General features: G+C 60.3%; 14 protein-coding genes and 1 tRNA gene. 8 read left to right on the forward strand and 7 right to left on the reverse strand.

What is annotated here, in order from left to right; all coding sequences use genetic code 11:
- Window positions 1-102 precede the first annotated feature (102 nt).
- A tRNA-His gene (locus TBK1r_RS11495) sits at window positions 103-176 on the forward strand.
- A 138-nt stretch (window positions 177-314) separates the two neighbouring features.
- Here TBK1r_RS11495 and TBK1r_RS11500 read toward each other — a convergent pair.
- Both TBK1r_RS11500 and TBK1r_RS11505 read right to left on the reverse strand, forming a co-directional pair.
- On the reverse strand, window positions 315-1022 hold the full coding sequence (locus TBK1r_RS11500; RefSeq protein ID WP_145210330.1) for a hypothetical protein: 708 nt from the start codon (window positions 1020-1022) through the stop codon (window positions 315-317).
- Window positions 1023-1368: 346 nt separating this feature from the next.
- On the reverse strand, window positions 1369-2913 hold the full coding sequence (locus TBK1r_RS11505) for a sensor histidine kinase (RefSeq protein ID WP_145210333.1): 1545 nt from the start codon (window positions 2911-2913) through the stop codon (window positions 1369-1371).
- Between the two features lie 303 nt (window positions 2914-3216).
- On the opposite strand from TBK1r_RS11505, the gene TBK1r_RS11510 reads away from it, so the two are divergent.
- Genes TBK1r_RS11510 through TBK1r_RS11520 form a run of 3 tightly spaced genes read left to right on the forward strand, consistent with a single transcriptional unit; the run spans window position 3217 to window position 7543 of the window.
- A complete protein-coding gene (locus TBK1r_RS11510) occupies window positions 3217-4332 on the forward strand; it encodes a sugar-binding protein (protein WP_145210336.1) in 1116 nt (371 codons plus the stop codon).
- Complete coding sequence (locus tag TBK1r_RS11515; RefSeq protein ID WP_419581239.1) at window positions 4329-5876, forward strand: sugar ABC transporter ATP-binding protein; 1548 nt, start codon at window positions 4329-4331, stop codon at window positions 5874-5876. The genes TBK1r_RS11510 and TBK1r_RS11515 overlap by 4 nt, the downstream gene beginning before the upstream one ends.
- Complete coding sequence (locus TBK1r_RS11520) at window positions 5873-7543, forward strand: ABC transporter permease subunit (protein ID WP_145210339.1); 1671 nt, start codon at window positions 5873-5875, stop codon at window positions 7541-7543. Before TBK1r_RS11515 ends, TBK1r_RS11520 begins: the two co-directional genes overlap by 4 nt.
- A gap of 76 nt (window positions 7544-7619) precedes the next feature.
- Here TBK1r_RS11520 and TBK1r_RS11525 read toward each other — a convergent pair whose 3' ends face one another.
- Window positions 7620-8036 carry an acyl-CoA thioesterase gene (locus tag TBK1r_RS11525; RefSeq protein ID WP_419581240.1) on the reverse strand — a complete coding sequence of 139 codons (417 nt, stop codon included), beginning with the start codon at window positions 8034-8036 and terminating at the stop codon, window positions 7620-7622.
- Between the two features lie 88 nt (window positions 8037-8124).
- On the opposite strand from TBK1r_RS11525, the gene TBK1r_RS38525 reads away from it, so the two are divergent.
- Window positions 8125-9129, forward strand: a complete 1005-nt coding sequence (locus TBK1r_RS38525) for a peroxiredoxin-like family protein (protein ID WP_419581241.1) — start codon at window positions 8125-8127, stop codon at window positions 9127-9129.
- Window positions 9130-9658: 529 nt separating this feature from the next.
- Here the strand turns inward: TBK1r_RS38525 and rnpA are convergent.
- Complete coding sequence (rnpA, locus tag TBK1r_RS11535; protein WP_145210342.1) at window positions 9659-10054, reverse strand: ribonuclease P protein component; 396 nt, start codon at window positions 10052-10054, stop codon at window positions 9659-9661.
- A 9-nt stretch (window positions 10055-10063) separates the two neighbouring features.
- Window positions 10064-11041: a DnaJ C-terminal domain-containing protein gene (locus TBK1r_RS11540; protein WP_145210346.1), complete on the reverse strand. Its 978-nt coding sequence runs from the start codon at window positions 11039-11041 to the stop codon at window positions 10064-10066.
- Between the two features lie 133 nt (window positions 11042-11174).
- Here TBK1r_RS11540 and TBK1r_RS11545 point away from each other — a divergent pair, with 133 nt between their 5' ends.
- Window positions 11175-12722: a CehA/McbA family metallohydrolase domain-containing protein gene (locus TBK1r_RS11545; RefSeq protein ID WP_419581242.1), complete on the forward strand. Its 1548-nt coding sequence runs from the start codon at window positions 11175-11177 to the stop codon at window positions 12720-12722.
- Between the two features lie 253 nt (window positions 12723-12975).
- Here the strand turns inward: TBK1r_RS11545 and TBK1r_RS11550 are convergent, their stop codons facing one another.
- Entirely contained in the window at window positions 12976-14019 is a 1044-nt protein-coding gene (locus TBK1r_RS11550; protein ID WP_145210349.1) for a Gfo/Idh/MocA family protein, read from the reverse strand.
- 714 nt (window positions 14020-14733) lie between these two features.
- Between TBK1r_RS11550 and mfd the strand changes: the two genes are divergently transcribed.
- On the forward strand, window positions 14734-18051 hold the full coding sequence (gene mfd / locus TBK1r_RS11555; RefSeq protein WP_419581243.1) for a transcription-repair coupling factor: 3318 nt from the start codon (window positions 14734-14736) through the stop codon (window positions 18049-18051).
- Window positions 18052-18173: 122 nt separating this feature from the next.
- On the opposite strand, the gene TBK1r_RS11560 is transcribed toward mfd, so the two are convergent.
- Entirely contained in the window at window positions 18174-18653 is a 480-nt protein-coding gene (locus tag TBK1r_RS11560; RefSeq protein ID WP_145210352.1) for a hypothetical protein, read from the reverse strand.
- 299 nt (window positions 18654-18952) lie between these two features.
- On the opposite strand from TBK1r_RS11560, the gene TBK1r_RS11565 reads away from it, so the two are divergent.
- Window positions 18953-19438: a CBS domain-containing protein gene (locus TBK1r_RS11565; RefSeq protein WP_145210355.1), complete on the forward strand. Its 486-nt coding sequence runs from the start codon at window positions 18953-18955 to the stop codon at window positions 19436-19438.
- The last annotated feature ends 426 nt before the right edge of the window (window positions 19439-19864 follow it).

Here is a 19864-nt window from a genome sequence, read left to right on the forward strand (position 1 = left end):
AAATCAGACCGTTGACCGAACTTTCTGCGGCGGATAAAGTCTTGATCTTGCTGGCGAATTCAGCGTCAAAACAAATGCTGAATTTGCCGCGACACCATCACGGTGGGTGTAGCTCAGTTGGTTAGAGCACCGGATTGTGGTTCCGGATGTCGCGGGTTCGACCCCCGTCACTCACCCTGTTTCTTCGTCGGCGTGATACGCCGACCGGCCCGGCGTTATCGCCGGTTGCTGTTTGGCGCCCGCTGGTCGCGAACGTCGTCAACAGGATTGACGCTTTCGTCGATGTTCTCCGATCCACGTCGACGCCCCGCGTTTTAACCGCGCAGGAAAGCCCGCGCTGCATCGGGGGAGACGAGCACCCAATCCCCGAGCATCAACGATGGCAGCAGGGGTCGCATCAGCACGCAGTGATAGGCTTCAAAGTCGCTCCCGTCCGGGGGCGTGACCACGATCACGGCATGGTGCGCCCGATCACGGATCGAAATGCTGATGCTTTGCGAGTAGTCGAGGAATGCCCCGATCGCGTTCATTCCTGCTCCCCGCCGCATTCCCGCGGCCGGCACGTGCCCTTCCGCTTCCGGCGTCGGCGGTGACGACGTGGTGCTGCGGCGAGCGGCACCGAAGCCTTCAAAGATCGCTCGGCCGAGTGCGGTTTGTTCGATCAGGTACGTGTGGAAATCCGGCGCTTCGAACAAATCTTGGGCAAAGGCGACCATGCCCTCCAACGGAGACGGCATGTGGGTGTGTTCCCGACGAACTCTCCGCCGGCCCGCGTCGGGCGACGCGTTATGCAGGTACCCACGATTGTCAGCGGGAATTCGGCGAAACGCGCGAATCAGATCGGCGTGGTTGTCGAAGGGCATCACCGTGCCGTTCTGAATCGGTTGATACGCCGGCAAAGCGGGTCGCCCGGACGATGAATCGCCGCCTTCGCCGGACTGTTCGATCCGACGGGCGTGTTCGAGCAAGCGGTGACGAGCCAAAGTGCTGTCCGCGAGAGCGGTTCTGGGAGGATCAGGCATCGTAGACTCCTCTTGTTAGCACGGCGTTATCTCACCCGGCTGAGGCTGGCATCCACGACGAGCCACCATCATTCATTCGGCGCACCGCCACGATTGATCGCGCGGTGCGGGGAACACCACCGGTCGGCAAGAATAGGGGGCAAACGACGTGCCGTGTGCGTCGCACCGCAGCACCGATGTTGCTTCATCAACGCCGTCAATCGCGATCGCGTCGCCGACAGACTCGTGAGATCTTTTTGCGGTCAATCGAGCTGGAAACCAATTGATCCGTGAACCCGCTGTGAAACGTTCGCATTGTCACACATCACCGTTCGATTTCGCGCGCCGCACGCAGCGACGGACGCCGTCACTCCATCGGCACGCCGTTGGGCAAACGACGTGATTCACGAAGCCAATGGACGTCTTGTTCCAGGCGAATCGTGGCCATCGGGGTCGATTGCCTCGGGCCTGTCCCCAACCGAACTTGATCGGCATCGCTGACCGCTTGCTGTGCGCCGGCCAAGGCCTGACGCACCATCAGGTCGCTCAGCCGACTTGCCAGCGAGTTTCTGAACTCCGGATGCGGCGTTGCCGAGACGAGAGACGACGCCCCCCAGGTCATTCGCATGGTGCCCAGTTCGTTTTGCACCAGCCGCTCGAGTTCGGACCGTTTCGCGATCCCGGTTTCGCCATCGGCGTCCCAAGCAATCACCCAACTTCGCCGGCCGGTGCGATAGGCCAATTCGGTGATTCGCATCGTGCGTTGCAGCAGGGCATCAAACGCATCGGTGCCCGCTGCAGGGATCGCCGCTCCGACCGAGACCGTGGTCAGGTAAACGTGGTCGGGGAAGGCCGGTTGCATCTCCCCGGCACCGAGTTCGATCAACTGGGAGGGAACGTCGATGCGGACACGTCGCGGCGGTGCCGGGGATTGGGAAGGCTGGGTTGAGCGGGACGGACGGACCTCGTGAACCCGCTGATCTTCGTTCATGATCTTGCGTTGCTCGATCATGATCAACTCCGACCGCCACTTGACCCACCGTGCGGCCACCGCGGCGGGGCCGCCCAAGATCGTTTGGAAACTGACGGCGGTCCCGGTGCCGACGCGCGATTCGATCCGCAACGTCGAAAAGTGCGCCGCGGCGAGTTGGCGGCTGATGATCAATCCCAACCCGCCGATGCTCTTGGCGGGCGCTTTGCCGGCGCCGATCAATTCCATGTCTGACGGCGAAATCCCGGCGCCTTGGTCAACGATCGCCCAGTTCATGATGCCCTGATCGCGATTGACCGTGGCACGAATCAGCACGGGACCGCCCTCACGCGTGACCCGAATCGCATTGCCGGCCACGTTGACGATCAGCCGTCTCAGCAAAGTGGCATCCGCATAGATCTGAATGCCTTCCTCAAACGGACCATCCCACAGCAAGTGGATCCCGCGCGGCAGAATCCACGACTGCAAGGTCGCTTCGACATTGCTTCGCAGTTCGTCGATGGAAGTCCACTGACGCATCACATTGGGGAACCCTGAATCGAACCGACGCGACTGGACCATCTCGTCGACCAGTTGGACGGCGCAGTTGCATTGGTTAATCGCGGCGGACAAGCATTCGCTTTGCGCCGAGGACACCTTGCCCAGATCGCCATCGCGGACCAACCGGATCGCTTCACGGATCGTTGACAGTGGGGCGCGGAGGTCGTGCGCCGTTTCACTGATCAGTCGTGAAATCGATTCCAGTGGAGCATCGTCCGCGGCGATCGGCAGGTGGCCCGGCGCAGCGATTTCTCGGCTACCAGGCGTTTGACCCGGCTTGCGTCGCGCTGCGACCGTGCCGCCGAAGGGTACACCACGATCATCCACGGGACGGCTCTCAAGCGTTGCGGTGCCGACTGTCGTTGGGAGGGTTGAAGTCATGGTGAAGGTTCTCCAAAAAACGGGGGGACAGGTGACGCCGATGACGCGAGGGAGGGGATCGCACCGGGAAGGGCCTCGACGTGACCTGTTAGGTTGTGCGTATCGGCTAGGTCGAGATTGCGGCAACACGTTCCGGCCCCGATCGGCACGTGGAAACTCCAACAGCACGTCAGACCTTGCCAGATGTTCCGATCGTGCCGAGGGAAAGCTTGCGACTGCAGGGTGGCGAACTTAAACTCACAGGCGTTCGATTCCCCCGATCGACTCCCTTCCGATCCCGCTCCTCCTTTGATCGCCGTCCCTATGCCTCATCATGCTCCCCTGAAGTTTCTGCCCCTGTGCGGCGCACTCTTGATCGCGATCGGCATCTCGCTGACCGGATGCAAGATCGAAAAGATCGACACCAACGCGACCGACAGCCAGACGACCGAGGGCGACTCGGGAACGGCGGTCAAGACGTCCGACGGAGAAAAGATACGTGTCGCCTACGTGACCAACGGGATCGCGTCGTTTTGGGACATCGCCGAAGAAGGATGCAAGGCAGCGGCCAAGGACTTCGATGTCGAATGCCTGGTGCGCATGCCGCCCGATGGAACCGCCGACCAGAAACGCATGTTGGAAGAATTGATCTCCGATTCGGTTGCCGGTGTCGCCGTCAGCCCCATCGATCCGGACAACCAAACCAGCATCTTGAACGACGTTGCCAAGGCGACAAACTTGATCACCCACGATTCGGACGCACCGAAGTCCAATCGTCTGGCCTACATCGGGATGAACAACTACGACGCCGGACGGATGTGCGGCCAACTGGTCAAAGAAGCGATGCCCGAGGGCGGCGAAGTGATGATCTTCGTCGGCCGATTGGGCCAACTCAATGCCGATCAGCGGCGGCAAGGCATCATCGACGAATTGCTGGACCGCTCGAATGATCCCGACCGACCGTTTGATCCCGCCGACGGCGTGCTCAAGGGCGACAAGTACACAATCCTGGATACACGCACCGACAACTTTGATTTTGCGATCGCCAAGAGCCGCGCCGAAGACGCGATCGTCAAGCATCCCAACATCGGCTGCATGATCGGCCTGTTCGCTTACAATCCGCCCAACATCCTGGAAGCGATTCGCGGCGCCGACAAAGTGGGCCAAATCAAAGTCGTCGCCTTCGACGAAGACGCCGATACGCTGAAGGCGATCCAAGACGGATCCTGCTACGGAACGATCGTCCAAAACCCGTATCAGTACGGTTACAAGTCGGTCGAGCTGCTGGCCAAATTGGCTCGGGGTGACGAATCGGCGATTCCCGAAGGCGGTTTCTTGGACATCCCCGCCCGCGCGATCCGCAAAGACAACGTCGATGAGTTTTGGGCGGAATTGAAGCAGTTGACCGGGAAAGACGAAGCGGGCGCGGGCGCCAAGTGAGCCAGACGCCTGGAAAGAATCCGCGTCCCTTGCTGGAAGTTCGTTCGCTGGGAAAACGTTTTCCCGGTGTCCGCGCGCTGCACCAGATCGATTTGACGTTGATGCCCGGCGAAGTGCTGGCGTTGGTCGGCGAGAATGGTGCCGGCAAGAGTACGTTGATGAAAATTCTGGCCGGGGTCCAGCCGCCTGATGAAGGGCAGATCCTGATCGACCAAAAGCCCGTCACCATCGGCAGTGTTGCCGAAGCGATGCGGTTGGGGATCACGTTGATTCACCAAGAATTGAACCTGTCGGACAACCTGTCGGTCGGGGCCAATATTTTTTTGGGGCGTGAGCCGACACGATTCGGGCTGATCGATCGCGAAACAATTGATCGCGAATCCAGACGGCATCTGGCGTCGGTGGGCTTGGACGTCGACCCGCAGACCTTGGTGCGTGAGCTGACGATCGGCCGGCAACAAATGGTCGAGATCGCCAAAGCGCTTTCGATCGACGCCCGCGTATTGATCATGGACGAACCGACCAGCAGCCTGTCTCAGCGTGAAGCCGAAGCATTGTTCAAAGTCGTGCAGGGCTTGCGGGAACACGGCGTCAGCGTCATCTACATCTCGCATCGCCTGGCCGAAGTCGAAACGCTTGCCGATCGCGTCGCCGTCATGCGGGACGGAGAGAACGCCGGCGAGTTGGTCGGCGACCAAATCAATCACGACGCGATGGTCAGCCGCATGGTGGGTCGTGACGTTTCGCGATTCTACGAGCGAACGGCACGCGTCGATGTGGCCGCCCTTGGATCGGAACAGCAACTCACCCCGGCGCTGGAGGTGAGCGATTTGATCGTTCCCGATCATCCCAAGCACAAGGTTTCGTTTCAGGTCATGCCGGGTGAAATCGTCGGCATCGCCGGGCTGGTCGGCGCCGGTCGAACGGAACTGTTGCGGTGTTTGTTCGGCGTCACGCAACCACTCGGCGGCAGCGTGCGAATCAACGGCCAAACCGTGCAGCTGAGAAATCCCAAGGACGCCATCGCCAGCGGAATGGGGTTGGTCCCCGAAGATCGCAAAGAGCAGGGGCTGGTGATCGATTTTTCCGTCCGGAGCAATGTTTCCTTGGCGAGTTTGTCCGACAAAGCCGGCGCCGGGATGTGGATCGATTCCGCCGCCGAATCCGAAGACACACACCAAAGCATCGATCGGCTGCGGATCAAGACGCCGACGGCCGACCAGGTCGTGCGTTATCTCTCCGGTGGCAATCAGCAAAAAGTGGTGCTGGGCAAATGGCTCGCCATGAATCCCAAGATTCTGCTGTTGGACGAACCGACGCGAGGGATCGATATCGGCGCCAAAGAAGAAATCTATCGACTGATGGAAACGTTAGCCGCCGAGGGACTGGCGATCTTGTTTGTGTCCAGCGAGATGGAAGAAGTGATCGCGATGAGCGACCGCACGCTGGTGATGCACGAAGGTGAAATGACGGGGCAGTTGGTCGGCGATGAAATCGGAGAAGAACAGATCATGAACTTGGCAACGGGTGTAGTCAGTCGATGAATAAAATCCTAGGCATCTTCGGCTTGTTGATTTTCGTCTGTCTGTTCACGACGGTCTTAAACGACAGCTTCGTCGGGCAATACAACTTGTACAACACGACGCGTTGGAGCGCGCTGTTCGGCATTCTGTCGATCGGCGTCGCCTTCGTGATCATCACCGGCGGGATCGATCTGTCGATCGGGTCCGTCGTGGGACTGGTCGCGTGTCTGTTGCCGATGCTGGTCGTCGAACAAGGGTACTCGCCGACCGCCGCCGTGCTGATCGTGATGCTGATCGCCGGCGCGATCGGGTTGCTGCACGGCTTGCTGATTACGCGTCTGGACCTGCAACCGTTCGTCGTCACGCTGTGCGGACTGTTGTTCTATCGTGGCTTTGCGCGCTGGTTGACCGATGACGGAACCCTGGGATTTGGTCAAGACTATGACGGGTTGCGGTTGTTGGCGATCGGCAAACCGTGCAGTTGGGCAACGATGTTATTCGGCGGCGGGATCTGTCTGTTTTTGTACGGGGTGTGGAACCTGGGCCGATTGCGCCCCCACGACGACCGGCACGCCGACGCCCCGCTTCAGCGCGAGCTGGACATCGAGCGAAAACTTTCGGCCTGGTCGATTCCGGCGATCGGCGTCCTGTTGGCCTTGGCCGGATCGTCGCGTTTCTGGTTGGGCTGGGAGTCGGGCCCGGGGACACCGCTGTTGGAGATCGCGGGTTATCAGATCCGCAGCCTGGGGATCGAAGTCTCCGAGAACGCCGCGTCGATGCCATCGACGGTGATGAAATACGCGGGCACGTTTTTATTCGTCCCGACACTGCTCGCGTTTCTGGTCTGGGCGTGGCAATCCGATGCCGGCCGGATGAAAAAGCCGTTGGCGTTGGTGATCGGCTCGCTGATCTTGCTGGCGCTGTGTGTCTGGCAACTCGTGCCGTTGTTCCGCAGTGCGGCAGCCGATGACCGCTGGCAAGTCGGCGCGATGGAAGTGTCCGGCGAGCTGTTGAAAACAGGTCTGATGATGATCGTTTTCGTGATCGTCGGCGGCGTGATCGGTTCAATCGGTTGGCTCATTTCGGCCTCCGGTACGGCATCGGGCAAGTCCAAAGCGTTGACGCCGGCGCTGGTTGCCACCGGGGTGATGGCGTTGCTGGGACACACCCAATTGGCCGCGACGATGGTGCCGATGCCGATGTTGATCATGATCGCACTGGCGATCGTCGCATCGATCTTCCTGAACCGGACGGTGTATGGCCGCTACCTGCTGGCACTGGGACGCAACGAAGAAGCGGCCCGATACAGCGGGATCAACACCAAACGCATGATCGTGGTCGCCTATGTGCTCTGCTCGTTGGCGGCGGGACTCGGCGGCATCCTGTTCGCGCTGGACGTCAATTCGGTACAGCCGTCGGGCTTCGGAAACTTTTACGAACTCTACGCGATCGCCGCCGCCGTGTTGGGCGGTTGCAGTTTGCGCGGCGGTGAGGGAAACATTTTGGGCGTGGTGATCGGTGCCGCGGTGATGCGAGTGCTTTACAACGCGATCAATATTCTGGGCATCAGCACGAAGCTGGAATTCGCGATCATCGGCATGGTGATTCTGGCCGGAGCGATCGTCGACGTCGTCGTCAAACGCATCGTCGCCAAACGAGCCGTGTTGGCGGCCGAGGAAGCGGGGTAGGCACCCTGCTTGCCAGGGGGCGCGGATCGCACGCTGGAAGCTTACGCCACGTTGACGGCTTACGCAACGTTGACGGCTACGCAACGGTTCCGTACCGATCCAACAGGCTTTGGGGGACGCGTTGGATGCGACCTTCGCGGTTGATCACGGCCAGGGTGACCGTGGCGGTGACCAGCGTTCTCGATTCGAGCGAGATTGTGTATTCATGAATGATCTTGCCGATGGTGACTTCCGCGATCCGCGTGTGAATGTCGATCAAATCGTCGTAACGGGCCGGCGATTTGTAACGACAATCGACGCGGGCGACCACGACCAGCAACCCTTCGTCTTCCATGTCTCGGTATCGACCACCGCTGGCACGCAACAACTCCGTGCGTCCCATTTCGAAGTACTGGAGGTAAACGCTGTGATGGACGAAGCCCATCGGGTCGCACTCGTCATAGCGAACGCGGTGTTGGATCGTGTTTTCTCGCATCGGCAATCCGCGGTTCATTTGTATGATGGTAAACGGCTTCGTCGCCGGATGACTTGACGACGACGCAACATTATGGGCAAACCGCCTTCGTTTGGTAACCGAGCTGATGAATCGATTCAATGCCATGACCGCCGCGTCGCATCCGCGTTGGATGACGTACGTTTTGCTCGCCGCGGCGATTTACAATCTGGCGTGGGGAGGCTGGGTGCTGCTGCGTCCGATGGATCTGTTCGACCTGACGGGCATCGATCGGCCGCATTATCCGGGTATTTGGCAGTGCGTCGGGATGATCGTCGGTGTCTACGGTGTGGGCTACGCGATCGCGGCACGCGATCCGTATCGGCATTGGCCGATCGTGTTGGTGGGGTTCTTGGGCAAAACGTTTGGCCCGATCGGGATGGCGTACCAGTGGCTGATTCTGCCCCCGGGCTCGCCAGGCCGATTGCCGATACAATGGGGCCTGGTGAACATCACCAACGACTTGATCTGGTGGCTGCCGTTTGCCGTGATTCTGTTCCAGGCGTTTAAAGCCGCGAGCGTGCCGCCGTCCTCTGTCGCCCCCGAAACCGCCAGCCGGCTGAACGAGCAATTTCGGTCACAGCATGGTGTGACCCTGGCAGAGTTGTCGCGGCAACACCCGGTGCTGGTCGTGTTCCTGCGTCACAGCGGTTGCACGTTCTGCCGCGAAGCCCTGCAAGACCTGCGCGAACAACGCGACCGAATTGAGGCGAAAGGGACCAGGATCGTGTTGGTGCACATGGGGGACGACGAATCGAGCCGGGCGTTCTTTGAGTCCTTCGATCTTGGCGATGTCGATCGCATCAGCGATCCAGAGTGTCGACTGTATCGGGCCTATGAGTTAGATCGCGGACGGATCGGACAACTGTTCGGCCTGTCGGTGTTTTGGCGAGGATTCAAGTGCGCGATCTTGAATCGTCACGGCGTCGGCAAACTGGGTGGAGACGGTTTTCAGATGCCGGGGGCATTCCTGGTTCGCGACAATGAAATCGTCAAAGCCTTTCGCCATCAAACGGCCGCGTCGCGACCGGATTATTGCAGCGTGGCCGAGCCGACGGTCCGCTCCGCCCCGGTCGAGTCGTCGGCATCCTGATCGGCCGATGAATCCGACGATGAATCTGGCCGCAGGTAGGGAGTGTTCGGCGGATCCTCGCTCCAAATCCAGGCGGCAAATCTGGCACCACAGCGCATGCAGCGCCAGCGAATCCGCAGGGTCAGCAAGAATGGCACCTGCTTGTACCAGCGGGACGGAAAGCATTCGTTCGGCCGGTTCTGACAGCGGGGGCACTTCACCATGGGATTCAAAAGGGCTGGATAGTAACGACGTTTGCACACCTGTCTGTTCGATTGTGACATCCCACCGAGAGGGGAAATCGTTCAACTATACAACCCGTCAAAGTTGAACGCGGCGAAAGAGGGAGCCGAATCCCGGTAGCGGGTCGAGCCGAGCCCGATCGCCGTTACAGCTAGACCAAGACGGACGACCCAACAGCCATCGGTGGGCTCAATGGTGACTGCATCGCTCCGCAGGTTGCACGGCCTGTCGATTGAGTCGAACTTCTCAATTCAACGGGATCACGCCAGGTGCGCTGCGTAAGTGAGGGGCGCCGTATGGCCCCTTGCTAACGCGTGCGGGATTGAATCGACCGGCCGTTCAGCCGACGGACCGCCTTGTGCGCCAGTTTTGGCAAGGACCGCTGAATCGTACTCCAACTGGCGACGGCGTCTTTTTTAGGGCGGACGACGAAATCAAATCCGACCGGAAACGCGGCTTGCTGGGTGCGAAACGACTCGCGGATCCAGCGTTTCCAGCGATTGCGAACGACAGCGTTTCCCGTTTTCTTGGGAATTGTCACGCCCAGACGACGCGGCTGAGAGGAACGATCATCACCGGGATCGCGGGGAAACGCGAACACCACCAAACAGCCGTCAGCCGCGCAGCCGCCCTTGCGAAGGGCCAGGGTGAACGAGCGACCGCTGACGACGCGTTTCGACTTGGGGAAGGCATTGGGTTTCATGATTGACCGTCAAAAGGCCAAGTCATCACGCAGCGACTGGGGGTTCTTGGCTGCGAACTGACGCAGCAGCTCTTTTGATTCCTCGTCGATCGATTCGGGAAGCTTGATTTGCAGCTGGACGATCAGATCGCCGCTGGGTCCCGATTTGGAGGGAATCCCCTGACCCTTGAGTCGCAGCTTGCGACCGCCGCTGCTGCCCGCGGGGATGTTCAACGTGACGACGCCCGACGGGGTGGGCACGTCGACGCTGGTCCCCAACCCCGCTTCGCTGATCGAGATCGGCAGCGTCAATTCCAGGTTCTGGCCGCGTCGTCGATAGTGTGGATGGGGCGAGGTTTTGATCACCAAGATCAAATCGCCGCGCTCGCCACCGTTGGGCGAGGGGGCGCCCTGTTGGCGGAGTCGCATTTTCGCGCCTTCGGCCACACCGGGCGGAATCGTGACGGCCAGCTTTTCGTCGCCGACATAAAACTCCGTCTCCCCGCCGCGAACGGCCAGTTCGAGCGGAAGCTCCAGTTCGTGCCGGATGTTTCCGCCCTTCTGTGGCGCGCGGGCCTGGGCCGTCCGCGTGCGTCCCCCGCCGGGCCGTCCCCCGGGCGCGCGTCCGCCGCCGCCGAGGATTTGCTCGAAAAAGTCGCCAAATCCGCCTTCAAAATTAAATCCCCCGGGTTGGCCACCGGCACCACCGCCGCCGCCGCCGAAGATCTGTTCCAGATCCAGCCCGTCGAATCCGCCCGGCGCCCCTCCCTGGTAGCCGCCCCCGCGGATCTTTTCAAAATCCTTGCCGTAGCGGTCGTACGCCGCCCGCTTTTCGTCGTCGCTTAAAACGTCGTATGCTTCCTGGATGCGTTTAAATTTTTCCTGCGCATCCTTTCCCGGATTTTTGTCAGGGTGAAACTTGAGCGCCAGCTTGCGATGCGCTTTCTTGATTTCGTCTTTCGAAGCGTTTCGGGCGACGCCGAGTGTTTGGTAAAGGTCTTCAGCCACGGCAAAAATGTTCTCTAACGGTCAGTCAGATGGGGTCGGGTTTATACTGGGTTGCGACAAACTTGGCACGGTCCGCGCCACCTGGCCAGAGGTAGCAAAGCTTGCGCCGCAATCGTATCGGAACGAATCTCGGATGAAATTACGGCAAAGATCCGCCCGTTGGGCGTTTACTGTAGGCGTTCTGTTGATGTCGGCCAGTCCCTGTCTGGCCGCAGGCGGTTCATTGACGCTGAAGTTGGAAGACGAATCGACAGGCGAGCCGGTCATTTCGCGCGTCGAGTTTTTTCGTGGTGCCAATCCGTCAGGGCCGCAGGAAAAGCAGATGCCCGTCCGTCAAACCGTCTCGGCGGGGATCGGCGTCGTCGTCGATCGCAGCGTCGTCTTGGAATTGCCCGACGGGCCGTATCGATTTCGCATCGTCCGCGGCCCCGAATACCGGGTGATCAACGGCACCTTCGAGCTCGAAAAAACGAGCCTGGATGAAAAAACGGTCGCGCTGCCGAGGATGGTCGACATGGCAGCCGAGGGATGGCTGGCCGGCGATTGCTGTGTCGTTCCCTCGTCCGAAAGCGTGCCGCTGAGGATGGCGTCGGAGGATCTGCACATTGCCGCGGTGCTGGGCAAACGCCCGGCCAAACCGATTCCGCGCCGGGATTCAGACGATCCGATCGAACACCAACCGACTTGGATTCGCACCGACCTGACGGCGGACCGCGGGTTGGTCTATTTCGGATTCGATTCCCAGCACACCTCGACGCTCGAGCCGACCGAGCATTCGCTGGCCCAGCTGGTCGCCGTCACGGGAGGCGAACACGCGACCGATGTCAAAATCGGAATCGAAAACCCCTTCGCCTGGGAGTTGCCGGTGTGGTTGGCCAGCGGAAAAGTCGACGGCATGTTCGTGCTGGGGGATTGGCTGCGACTGGACCGCCGCGTCACGTCGGTTCGCGAAGGCCGAACCCCATCGTCGTTCTCGCTTGCCGAGCCGACCCAAGTCGGCCGCTACGCCGAGCGGATCTATCGACACGCACTCGAAGCCGGAATTGAATTGGTCCCCTTGGCCGGCGGCGGCGATCGGTCGGCAAAAACACCGATCGGATACAACCGCTTGTACGTCACTGCCAAACCGTCCCAGGGCGGTGAGGGTGTGGAATCACCGACCGCGCCACAGACCGAACAGGCCTGGTGGGACGCCGCCTGGGCCGGCACCAGCGTGGCGACCAATGGACCGCTGATGCGTCCGCTAGTCGGCGGCAAGTTGCCCGGCCACGTGTTTCGAGGCCGCAGCGGTGAGGTGTTGCGGATCCAACCGGAATTGAATCTGGCGGTGCGTGACCCGGTCGAATACTTGGAAGTGATTCACAACAACCGAGTGCATTACAGTGCACGCTTGGACGAATTTGCAAAAGCCGGCGGTGAAATCCCGCCGATCATGGCCGCCGAAAGCGGCTGGGTGATCCTCCGTGTGATGACGCTGCACGGCGAACATTACCGCGCGGCGATGAGCGCCCCGTGGTGGATCGAGTTCGACGGCCGGCGGCGGGTCAGTCCGGAAAGCGTTCAGTTCTTTCGGGATTGGTTGTCCGAATACGAACAGCGGTTGACGCGATTGCCGCCGGATCAATTGGCCAGCTACGTGCCCTTCATTCGAGCGGCACGGCGGTTTTGGGACACTCGCTGAGCGAGCCTCAATGGGTATCGGACGGGGTCGCGCCCGGTGGGTAGGTCCGGGATCATACCAGCTACATCGGCACAGTAGGTGATAGCGGAACGGCGCGAGCCGTCCGGTGTCAGCGTTGAAAACACCTGGAAGGACCGGAGGGCTCGCGCCCTACCGCTAACAACAACACTCCGTTTGGTACAAAACTGGCGATGCTCGGGACTCGCTGCGATCCCACCGGGGATTTGACGGATACTTGTCAGCCGCTGGGGGCTCAGCCGAGCGTGACGATCTTGCCGGTCTTGGCGCTTTCGTAGATCGCACAAATCACTTCGACGCTGCGTCGGCCTTCGTGGCCATTGATCAGCGACGGGCGGCCTTCGTTGATGGCTTTGATGGATTCTTCAAAGATCTTCGTGTGGCCGTCGTGGCTGATCGCGGACGGGTCGGACGCACCGCCGCCGGTATCGGTCTTGCCGACCATTTCGGCGCGAATTTTTTCGTCGGTCGGGGTTTCGTTGGCAAACTCCCAAGCCTTGATGTCTTCTTCTTCCAGGATCGCGCTGCCTTCGCTGCCGCTGATTTCGATGCGTTTGAGGGCTCCCGGGTAGGCCGTCGTCGTGGCTTCGATGACCCCCAGCGCGCCGCTTTCGAATTGCAGCGTGGCGACGGCGACGTCTTCGACTTCGATGCGTTCGTGTGTCAGGGTCGACGTCATGGCGCTGATGCGTTTGACCGGCCCCATCAGCCACAGCAGCAAATCGACGCTGTGAATCGCCTGATTCATCAACGCCCCGCCGCCGTCCAGTTTCCAGGTCCCACGCCATTCGCCGCTGTCGTAGTACGCTTGGCTGCGGTACCACTTGACGTAGGCGTCTCCCATCGTGACTTTTCCGAAGCGTCCCGAATCGACGGCTTCCTTCATCAACCGACTCGACTCGTGGAATCGACTTTGGAAGGCCACGTTCAGTTGGACGCCGGCTTCCTCACAGGCCTGGATGATTTGATCGCAACGCTCGGTCGTGATCTCAAGGGGTTTTTCGACGATCACGTGCTTGCCGGCTTTCGCGGCGGCGACGGCGGGATCCAAGTGCAACCCGCTCGGCGTGCAGATCGACACGGCTTGGACCTCCGGGTCGGCCAGCATTTCCTCCAGCGAGGCGAATCCGCGGCAGTTGTGCTCGGCGGCAAACGGCTCGTACTCCTCCTTGCGGCGACTGCAGGCACCGACCAGGTGGGCACCTTCGGCATCGGCGATGGCCCGTGCGTGGAAATTTGCGATCATGCCGCAGCCGACGATTCCGATTCCGATACTCATTTAGCGTGCTCTCCCGGTGAATGGATTCAGGTTTTCAGCCCAGTCAGTTTGCAACCCCGATTGTCACTTCAAACGCGTGCCCTGTGAACCGCCCCGCGGAATGGCGGTCACGATCTTTTCCGCCGACGCCCCTGGTACTCCGTTTGGTGATCCGACGGTGCTCGCGCGATGCCACTCACTATGGCACTGAGGGAGGTAGCGGAACGGCGCGAGCCGTCCGGTTTCAGCTTGGAAACACCGTGAAAGACCGGAGGGCTCGCGCCCTACCGCTAACAAAAAACACCCCGTTTGACGCTAAAGTAAGTGGCATTGGGTGCTAGCGGGCAGTCACTTGCGGAGCGACGGAATTACCAGTGTGCCCACGGATGGCAGCGCGAACCCACGGATTTTTGGCGCCCTGTCATCCGTGGGTTCGCGCTGCCATCCGTGGTCATTCTTTCCGACTCGCTAGCCAGGTAAAATTGCCGGAGTGCTTCGTCCAGATTGAGTGTCAGGGTTGCTGACGCAGCAGAAGCCGCCGAGGCGTTCGGCGGTGATCCGACGGCGTCGAAACTCTTGGCGAGTTCCGCTCCAGGACCGGTGGGCTGGCCCGCATCGGCTGATAGAATCTGGCCTGTACCTTGGTCGGTACCTGGCTGTGGGATTGCCATCGGCGCGCGTCCCAATGGTTGCCCGACGGCACGAACGACCGCCCATCCTACTGAAACCCATCGATTGACCTTGTCCATCGCCAGCCCCCTCGGTACGCAGCGTCTGCACGAAATCGTCGACTTGCTGGACGAGCATGCGCGGATCAGCGAAGTCATCGCGGGGTGTTCGCCGGGGGACCAGCTGGCATTTTCGGGCGTCTGGGGGTCGCTGCGCGCGGTATTGGCCGCGGCGGCCGCACGGCGCTGCCCCAACGTGCTGATGCTGCTGCCCCAAGCGGCCGATGCGGATATCGTTGCCGGCGACGCGATCGCCTTCGGTCTCGCCGATTCGGTCGCCCTGCCGTTGAGCGTCGGGCGGTCGGGCAAACACGCCCTGGCCGACAGCGACTTGGCCGAACGGTTGCAAGTCTTACAGAAACTGCGTGGGCGTGACTGCGACGACACCAACCCGTTGCTGGTGACCGCCTACATCGGCGGCGCGATCCAGTTGGTTCCCACGCCGGCCCAACTGGAAGCCTCCACCCGCGGTCTGGCCGTGGGGGACGAAATCGAGATGGATGAAGTCGCCCGCTGGCTGGACCAGAGCGGGTTTGTCGCGACCACCGCCGTTCAATTACCGGGGGAGTATGCGACGCGCGGCGGGTTGATGGACATTTTTTCGGTCGACCAATCCAACCCGATTCGGGTCGAATGGTTCGGAGACGAAATCGAATCGATTCGCAAGTTCGATCTGGGTAGCCAACGAAGTGTCGAATCGATCAACGAGGTCGAGATCACGGCCGTCGGCGCGGACGATCAGACGTCCGAAGATTCCCTGCACGACATCGACCTGGGGCCGATCACCGATTACCTGCCCGACGACACGTTGGTGATTCTGGTCGACCCGCACGATAGCAAGCTGTCGGCCGAGACGCTGCTCAAGCGAACCGACGACCACAGCCATTTCACCGATTTCAATGCGTTGCTCGCATCGATGTCGCACCTGAAAGTGGTCACGGCGTCGCTGCTGAACGAAGGTGCCGAGACGACGATCAATTTGCAGTCGACCAGTGCCGACGGATTTGCCCTGGCGCTTGACGAAACGCAAACGCGGATCGACACCGTCGCCGCCGACCACGAAATCCTGCTGGTCGGTGACACGCCTTCGGATAGCCAGCGGCTGATGGAATTGTTGGCCGAAACCGAGGCCGCACGCAGCGGACACATTAAACCGGCCGTCGCACAGATCAGCGGCGGATTCCGATTGACCGCCGCAAAACGATTGGTGCTCACCGGCGCCGAGCTGTTCCATCGCAGTCCGGTTCGACGCGGCAAGACGCGTGCTCCGGGAAAACCGATCACCGCGTCGATGCAGTTGGAAGCGGGCGATCTGGTCGTTCACCTCTCGCACGGCATCGGGCTCTACCGGGGGCTGGACCACATCGAAAAGAACGGCCAGCACGTCGAACATCTGGTCATCGAATACGAGGGCGGTTCCAAAATCTATGTCCCCGCCTCGCGGATCGGTTTGATTCAACGCTACGTCGGCGGCACCAAGAACCGTCCCAAGCTGGCCAAGATCGGCGGGCAAGCGTGGGTTCGACAGAAGAAAGCGGCCGAGTCGGCGGTGACCGACATGGCCAGCGACTTGCTCGAGTTGCAAGCCAAACGAACCGGACGACAAGGCATCGCGTTTGACCCCGATCATATCTGGCAACAACAATTCGACGCCAGTTTTCCGTACCAGGAAACGCCCGATCAGGTCACCGCGATCGCCGACTGCAAAGACGACATGGAAATGGCCAAATCGATGGACCGCTTGATCTGCGGCGACGTCGGATTCGGCAAGACCGAAGTCGCCATGCGCGCGGCGTTCAAAGCGGTGACCAGCGGCTATCAGGTCGCCGTGTTGGTGCCGACGACCGTGTTGGCCGAACAGCACTTTCATAACTTTCGCAATCGGATGGCCGAATTCCCCGTCCGCATCGAAAAACTCAGCCGGTTCTGTACCGCCGCCGAGCAACGCCAAACGTTAAAAGATCTCAAGGCGGGAAAGGTGGACATCGTCGTCGGCACCCACCGCGTGGCCGGCAAAGACATCGCGTTCTCGAATCTGGGACTGGTCGTCATCGACGAAGAACAGCGGTTCGGCGTGGGCGTCAAGGAACGCTTGAAGAACAAACATTCCAACGTCGATGTCCTGACGCTGTCGGCAACTCCGATCCCGCGAACCTTGCACATGGCGTTGGTCGGTGTTCGCGATATCAGCAACTTGGAAACACCGCCGGCCGAACGCCGCAGTGTCGAAACGGTCGTGACCCGTTGGGATGACAAACTGATTCGAAGCGCGATCGTCCGCGAGCTGAACCGTGGCGGACAGATCTTTATGGTGCACAACCGAATCGGTGACATGGACGAGGTGGCCGAGAAGATTCGCAAGATTGTTCCCGAGATTCGGATCGTGATCGGACACGGTCAAATGCCCGAAGGCGAACTGGAACAAGTCATGGTCGACTTTATCGAACACAAGTACGACATGTTGTTGGCGACCACGATCATCGAAAGCGGATTGGACATCCCCAACGCCAACACGATTTTCATTGACGATGCGGATCACTACGGATTGAGCGATCTGCACCAGTTGCGTGGCCGCGTCGGACGGTACAAACACCAAGCGTTCTGCTACATGATGGTGGCGCCCCACAAACACCTGTCGCCCGAAGCGAGCAAACGTCTGCGGGCGATCGAAGAGTTCAGCCAGATGGGAGCCGGGTTCGCGATTTCGATGCGCGACCTGGAAATACGCGGCGCGGGAAACCTACTCGGCAGCCAACAGAGCGGGCACATCGCTGCGATCGGCTACGAGATGTATTGCCAACTGCTCGAAGACGCCGTCCGCCAGATGCAAAATCTGCCGCCTGCCCTGTCCGCAGACGTCGACATCGACCTGCCGATCGAAGCTTATCTGGCACCGGATTACGTGCCCGATTTGCGTCACAAGATCGATCTGTATCGGCGGATCGCTAAGATCGAGAACGCCGATGAGATCGGATTGATTCGCGAAGAGTTGTTGGACCGATTCGGCCCGCTGCCCGATGCGGCCGAGCGGATGCTGGAATTGGCCGAACTGCGTCTCGATGCCGCCGCTTGGCAGATCGCGTCGATCACCAGCGACGCGAGATTCATCGTGCTGCACTACACCCAGCGTCGCCGCGTGGAACTGCTGGCCAAACATTCGAAGTACCCGGTTCGAATCGTCGACGCCAAACGCGCCTACATTCCGCTGCGGCCCCAGAAGAAACCCGGATCGAAAAAACAGCCCCCCAAAAACTATCCCGAAATCGACATCGATGATCCGACCGGTGGCGGGTATCTGAAACTGGCCCGCGGCGTGTTGGGTTGATGCGTCCCCGTGGGGAGACGCTGGCGCGAACCGGCTGATGTCAAACGATGATCAGCCGTTTGGCGCGAGCCGACGGGCCCAAACTCCGGCCACCCGCTTTCATCGCCTCGGGTTTCTGAGCGCTACAAATACATCCCGACAAAGCCCTGGCCGAGTTCGTTTTCTTCGGCCAACTTTTGCATGCGGGCTTCGGTTTTGGACAGATCACCGGCCTCGATGTAACGATCGAATTCGACCAGCACCGCATGCTGAACCGACTCGGCGAAAAAATCCACGATCGGCTGTGACAGCCAGCCACACGTCTCGCGCAACAGTTTCACCGTCAGGTCGACCGATCGAGTTTTGCGATCTTCTTCGCCCGTCAGCGCGGTGCCTTCGAATGAAAACGCGATCTCGCCGCGATTGGTCGCGTTGGTCAGGTGGAACACGCACGTGCAACGGTGCAGGTAATACGTGTTGTGGGTGCCGTGTTTTTTCATCGCCGCCTTGACCCGCTGGACGAACTGCTCGTACGCCGGCGACGCGTCCAGGGGCACATCCAATCGCGACACGCTTCGCAGCGGCAGACAATCGAATTCGATTTCGACCCATTGGCCTTTCATTGGATTTTCTCCTGGGGTTGTGAAAAGAATCACATGGCATCACATGGCAGCTGTCCAGGTGGCTGGAAACATCGGCCTTGATGCAGAAAACCTAACGCCACAGCGACTTTTTTGCGAGCCTGGGAACTGTATTGCGAAACAATCGACGTCGAACCTTCCCGATGCGATGGATCGCCACGGCAAGGAAATTTTCTTGACACCGCCGTCGCTTCAGCAAAAAACGGGATCCCCGGGCAGTCGTTGAGCGGGTGCCTTGGGATCGTCCACCGTCCTCATCGAATTATCCCGGAGCAAGCCTTATGACGCCCAACACCTGTGCACGCGACATGATGGTATCGAACCTGACGACACTCTCGCCAGACATGGACGTCTTGGAAGCCCTCGATGTTCTGCTGCAACATCGAATTTCCGGTGCACCGGTGGTCGACCGGGACGATCGCTTTTTAGGGATCTTCTCGGAAAAGTCTTGTATCCGATTCGTCGTCAACGCGGCCTACGAACAGATGCCGTCGAACAACGTGATGGCGTTTGTCGACACCGATCCCCCGACCATTGAAGCGCGCACGGATTTGCTTTCGATCGCCCAGACGTTCTTGGATGCATCGTGCCGCAGGTTGCCGGTGTTGGATTCCAACCGGCGGTTGCTCGGTCAAATCTCACGTCGCGACGTCATGCGTGAAGTCCGCGATCACCTGAATAAACAAGAGCCGGTCGCGACGGGTGCGGGGCTGTACCTCAGTGCGGTGATCGACGGCGTCGACCGTCCGTTCCGGGCAGCACGCTAGGGCAGCGCGTTGGGAATCGAGCGCGACCGAAGCGCCGCGGAGGAGTTAGCGGAACGGCGTAAGCCGTGCGGTTTCAGCGTCGTCGAAAACGGGTTGAAAGACCGGAGGGCTCGCGCCCTGCCGCTAACAATAACCATTCGCTTGGTGCCAACGTCTACCGGGAGAGCGCCAGCGAACCGAGTATCCCGGAGGGATCACAGCGAGTAGCCGGAGGTCAGCGCAGCGCTTAGGTTTGACCACATCTTTTTGTTTGCCGGCGGATGTGTCGAGTTGGCGCGGCTGTGAAACCAATTGTTGATCTTTGTAAATGAGTCAAGCTTGGTAAGGTTGATCTGGTAATTTGGCGATGCCTGGAGTTTTTTCCCTGTGGGAACCGTGGCGTGGAACACACGCTGCGATTGATTCGCGACGGCGGGTTGAGATGGT

It is taken from the genome of Stieleria magnilauensis (genome assembly GCA_007753675.1).
In the GTDB taxonomy this organism is placed as follows: Bacteria; Planctomycetota; Planctomycetia; order Pirellulales; family Pirellulaceae; genus Stieleria; species Stieleria magnilauensis.

What these genes read in the sequence shown, in the direction of transcription:
- TBK1r_RS11545 (WP_419581242.1), top strand. Translation starts at nt 11,175, where the DNA reads ATGAAATTACGGCAAAGATCCGCCCGTTGGGCGTTTACTGTAGGCGTT.
- TBK1r_RS11550 (WP_145210349.1), bottom strand. Translation starts at nt 14,019, where the DNA reads ATGAGTATCGGAATCGGAATCGTCGGCTGCGGCATGATCGCAAATTTC.
- TBK1r_RS11565 (WP_145210355.1), top strand. Translation starts at nt 18,953, where the DNA reads ATGACGCCCAACACCTGTGCACGCGACATGATGGTATCGAACCTGACG.
- TBK1r_RS11510 (WP_145210336.1), top strand. Translation starts at nt 3,217, where the DNA reads ATGCCTCATCATGCTCCCCTGAAGTTTCTGCCCCTGTGCGGCGCACTC.
- rnpA (WP_145210342.1), bottom strand. Translation starts at nt 10,054, where the DNA reads ATGAAACCCAATGCCTTCCCCAAGTCGAAACGCGTCGTCAGCGGTCGC.
- TBK1r_RS38525 (WP_419581241.1), top strand. Translation starts at nt 8,125, where the DNA reads ATGAATCGATTCAATGCCATGACCGCCGCGTCGCATCCGCGTTGGATG.
- TBK1r_RS11560 (WP_145210352.1), bottom strand. Translation starts at nt 18,653, where the DNA reads ATGAAAGGCCAATGGGTCGAAATCGAATTCGATTGTCTGCCGCTGCGA.
- TBK1r_RS11525 (WP_419581240.1), bottom strand. Translation starts at nt 8,036, where the DNA reads ATGAACCGCGGATTGCCGATGCGAGAAAACACGATCCAACACCGCGTT.
- TBK1r_RS11500 (WP_145210330.1), bottom strand. Translation starts at nt 1,022, where the DNA reads ATGCCTGATCCTCCCAGAACCGCTCTCGCGGACAGCACTTTGGCTCGT.
- TBK1r_RS11505 (WP_145210333.1), bottom strand. Translation starts at nt 2,913, where the DNA reads ATGACTTCAACCCTCCCAACGACAGTCGGCACCGCAACGCTTGAGAGC.
- TBK1r_RS11520 (WP_145210339.1), top strand. Translation starts at nt 5,873, where the DNA reads ATGAATAAAATCCTAGGCATCTTCGGCTTGTTGATTTTCGTCTGTCTG.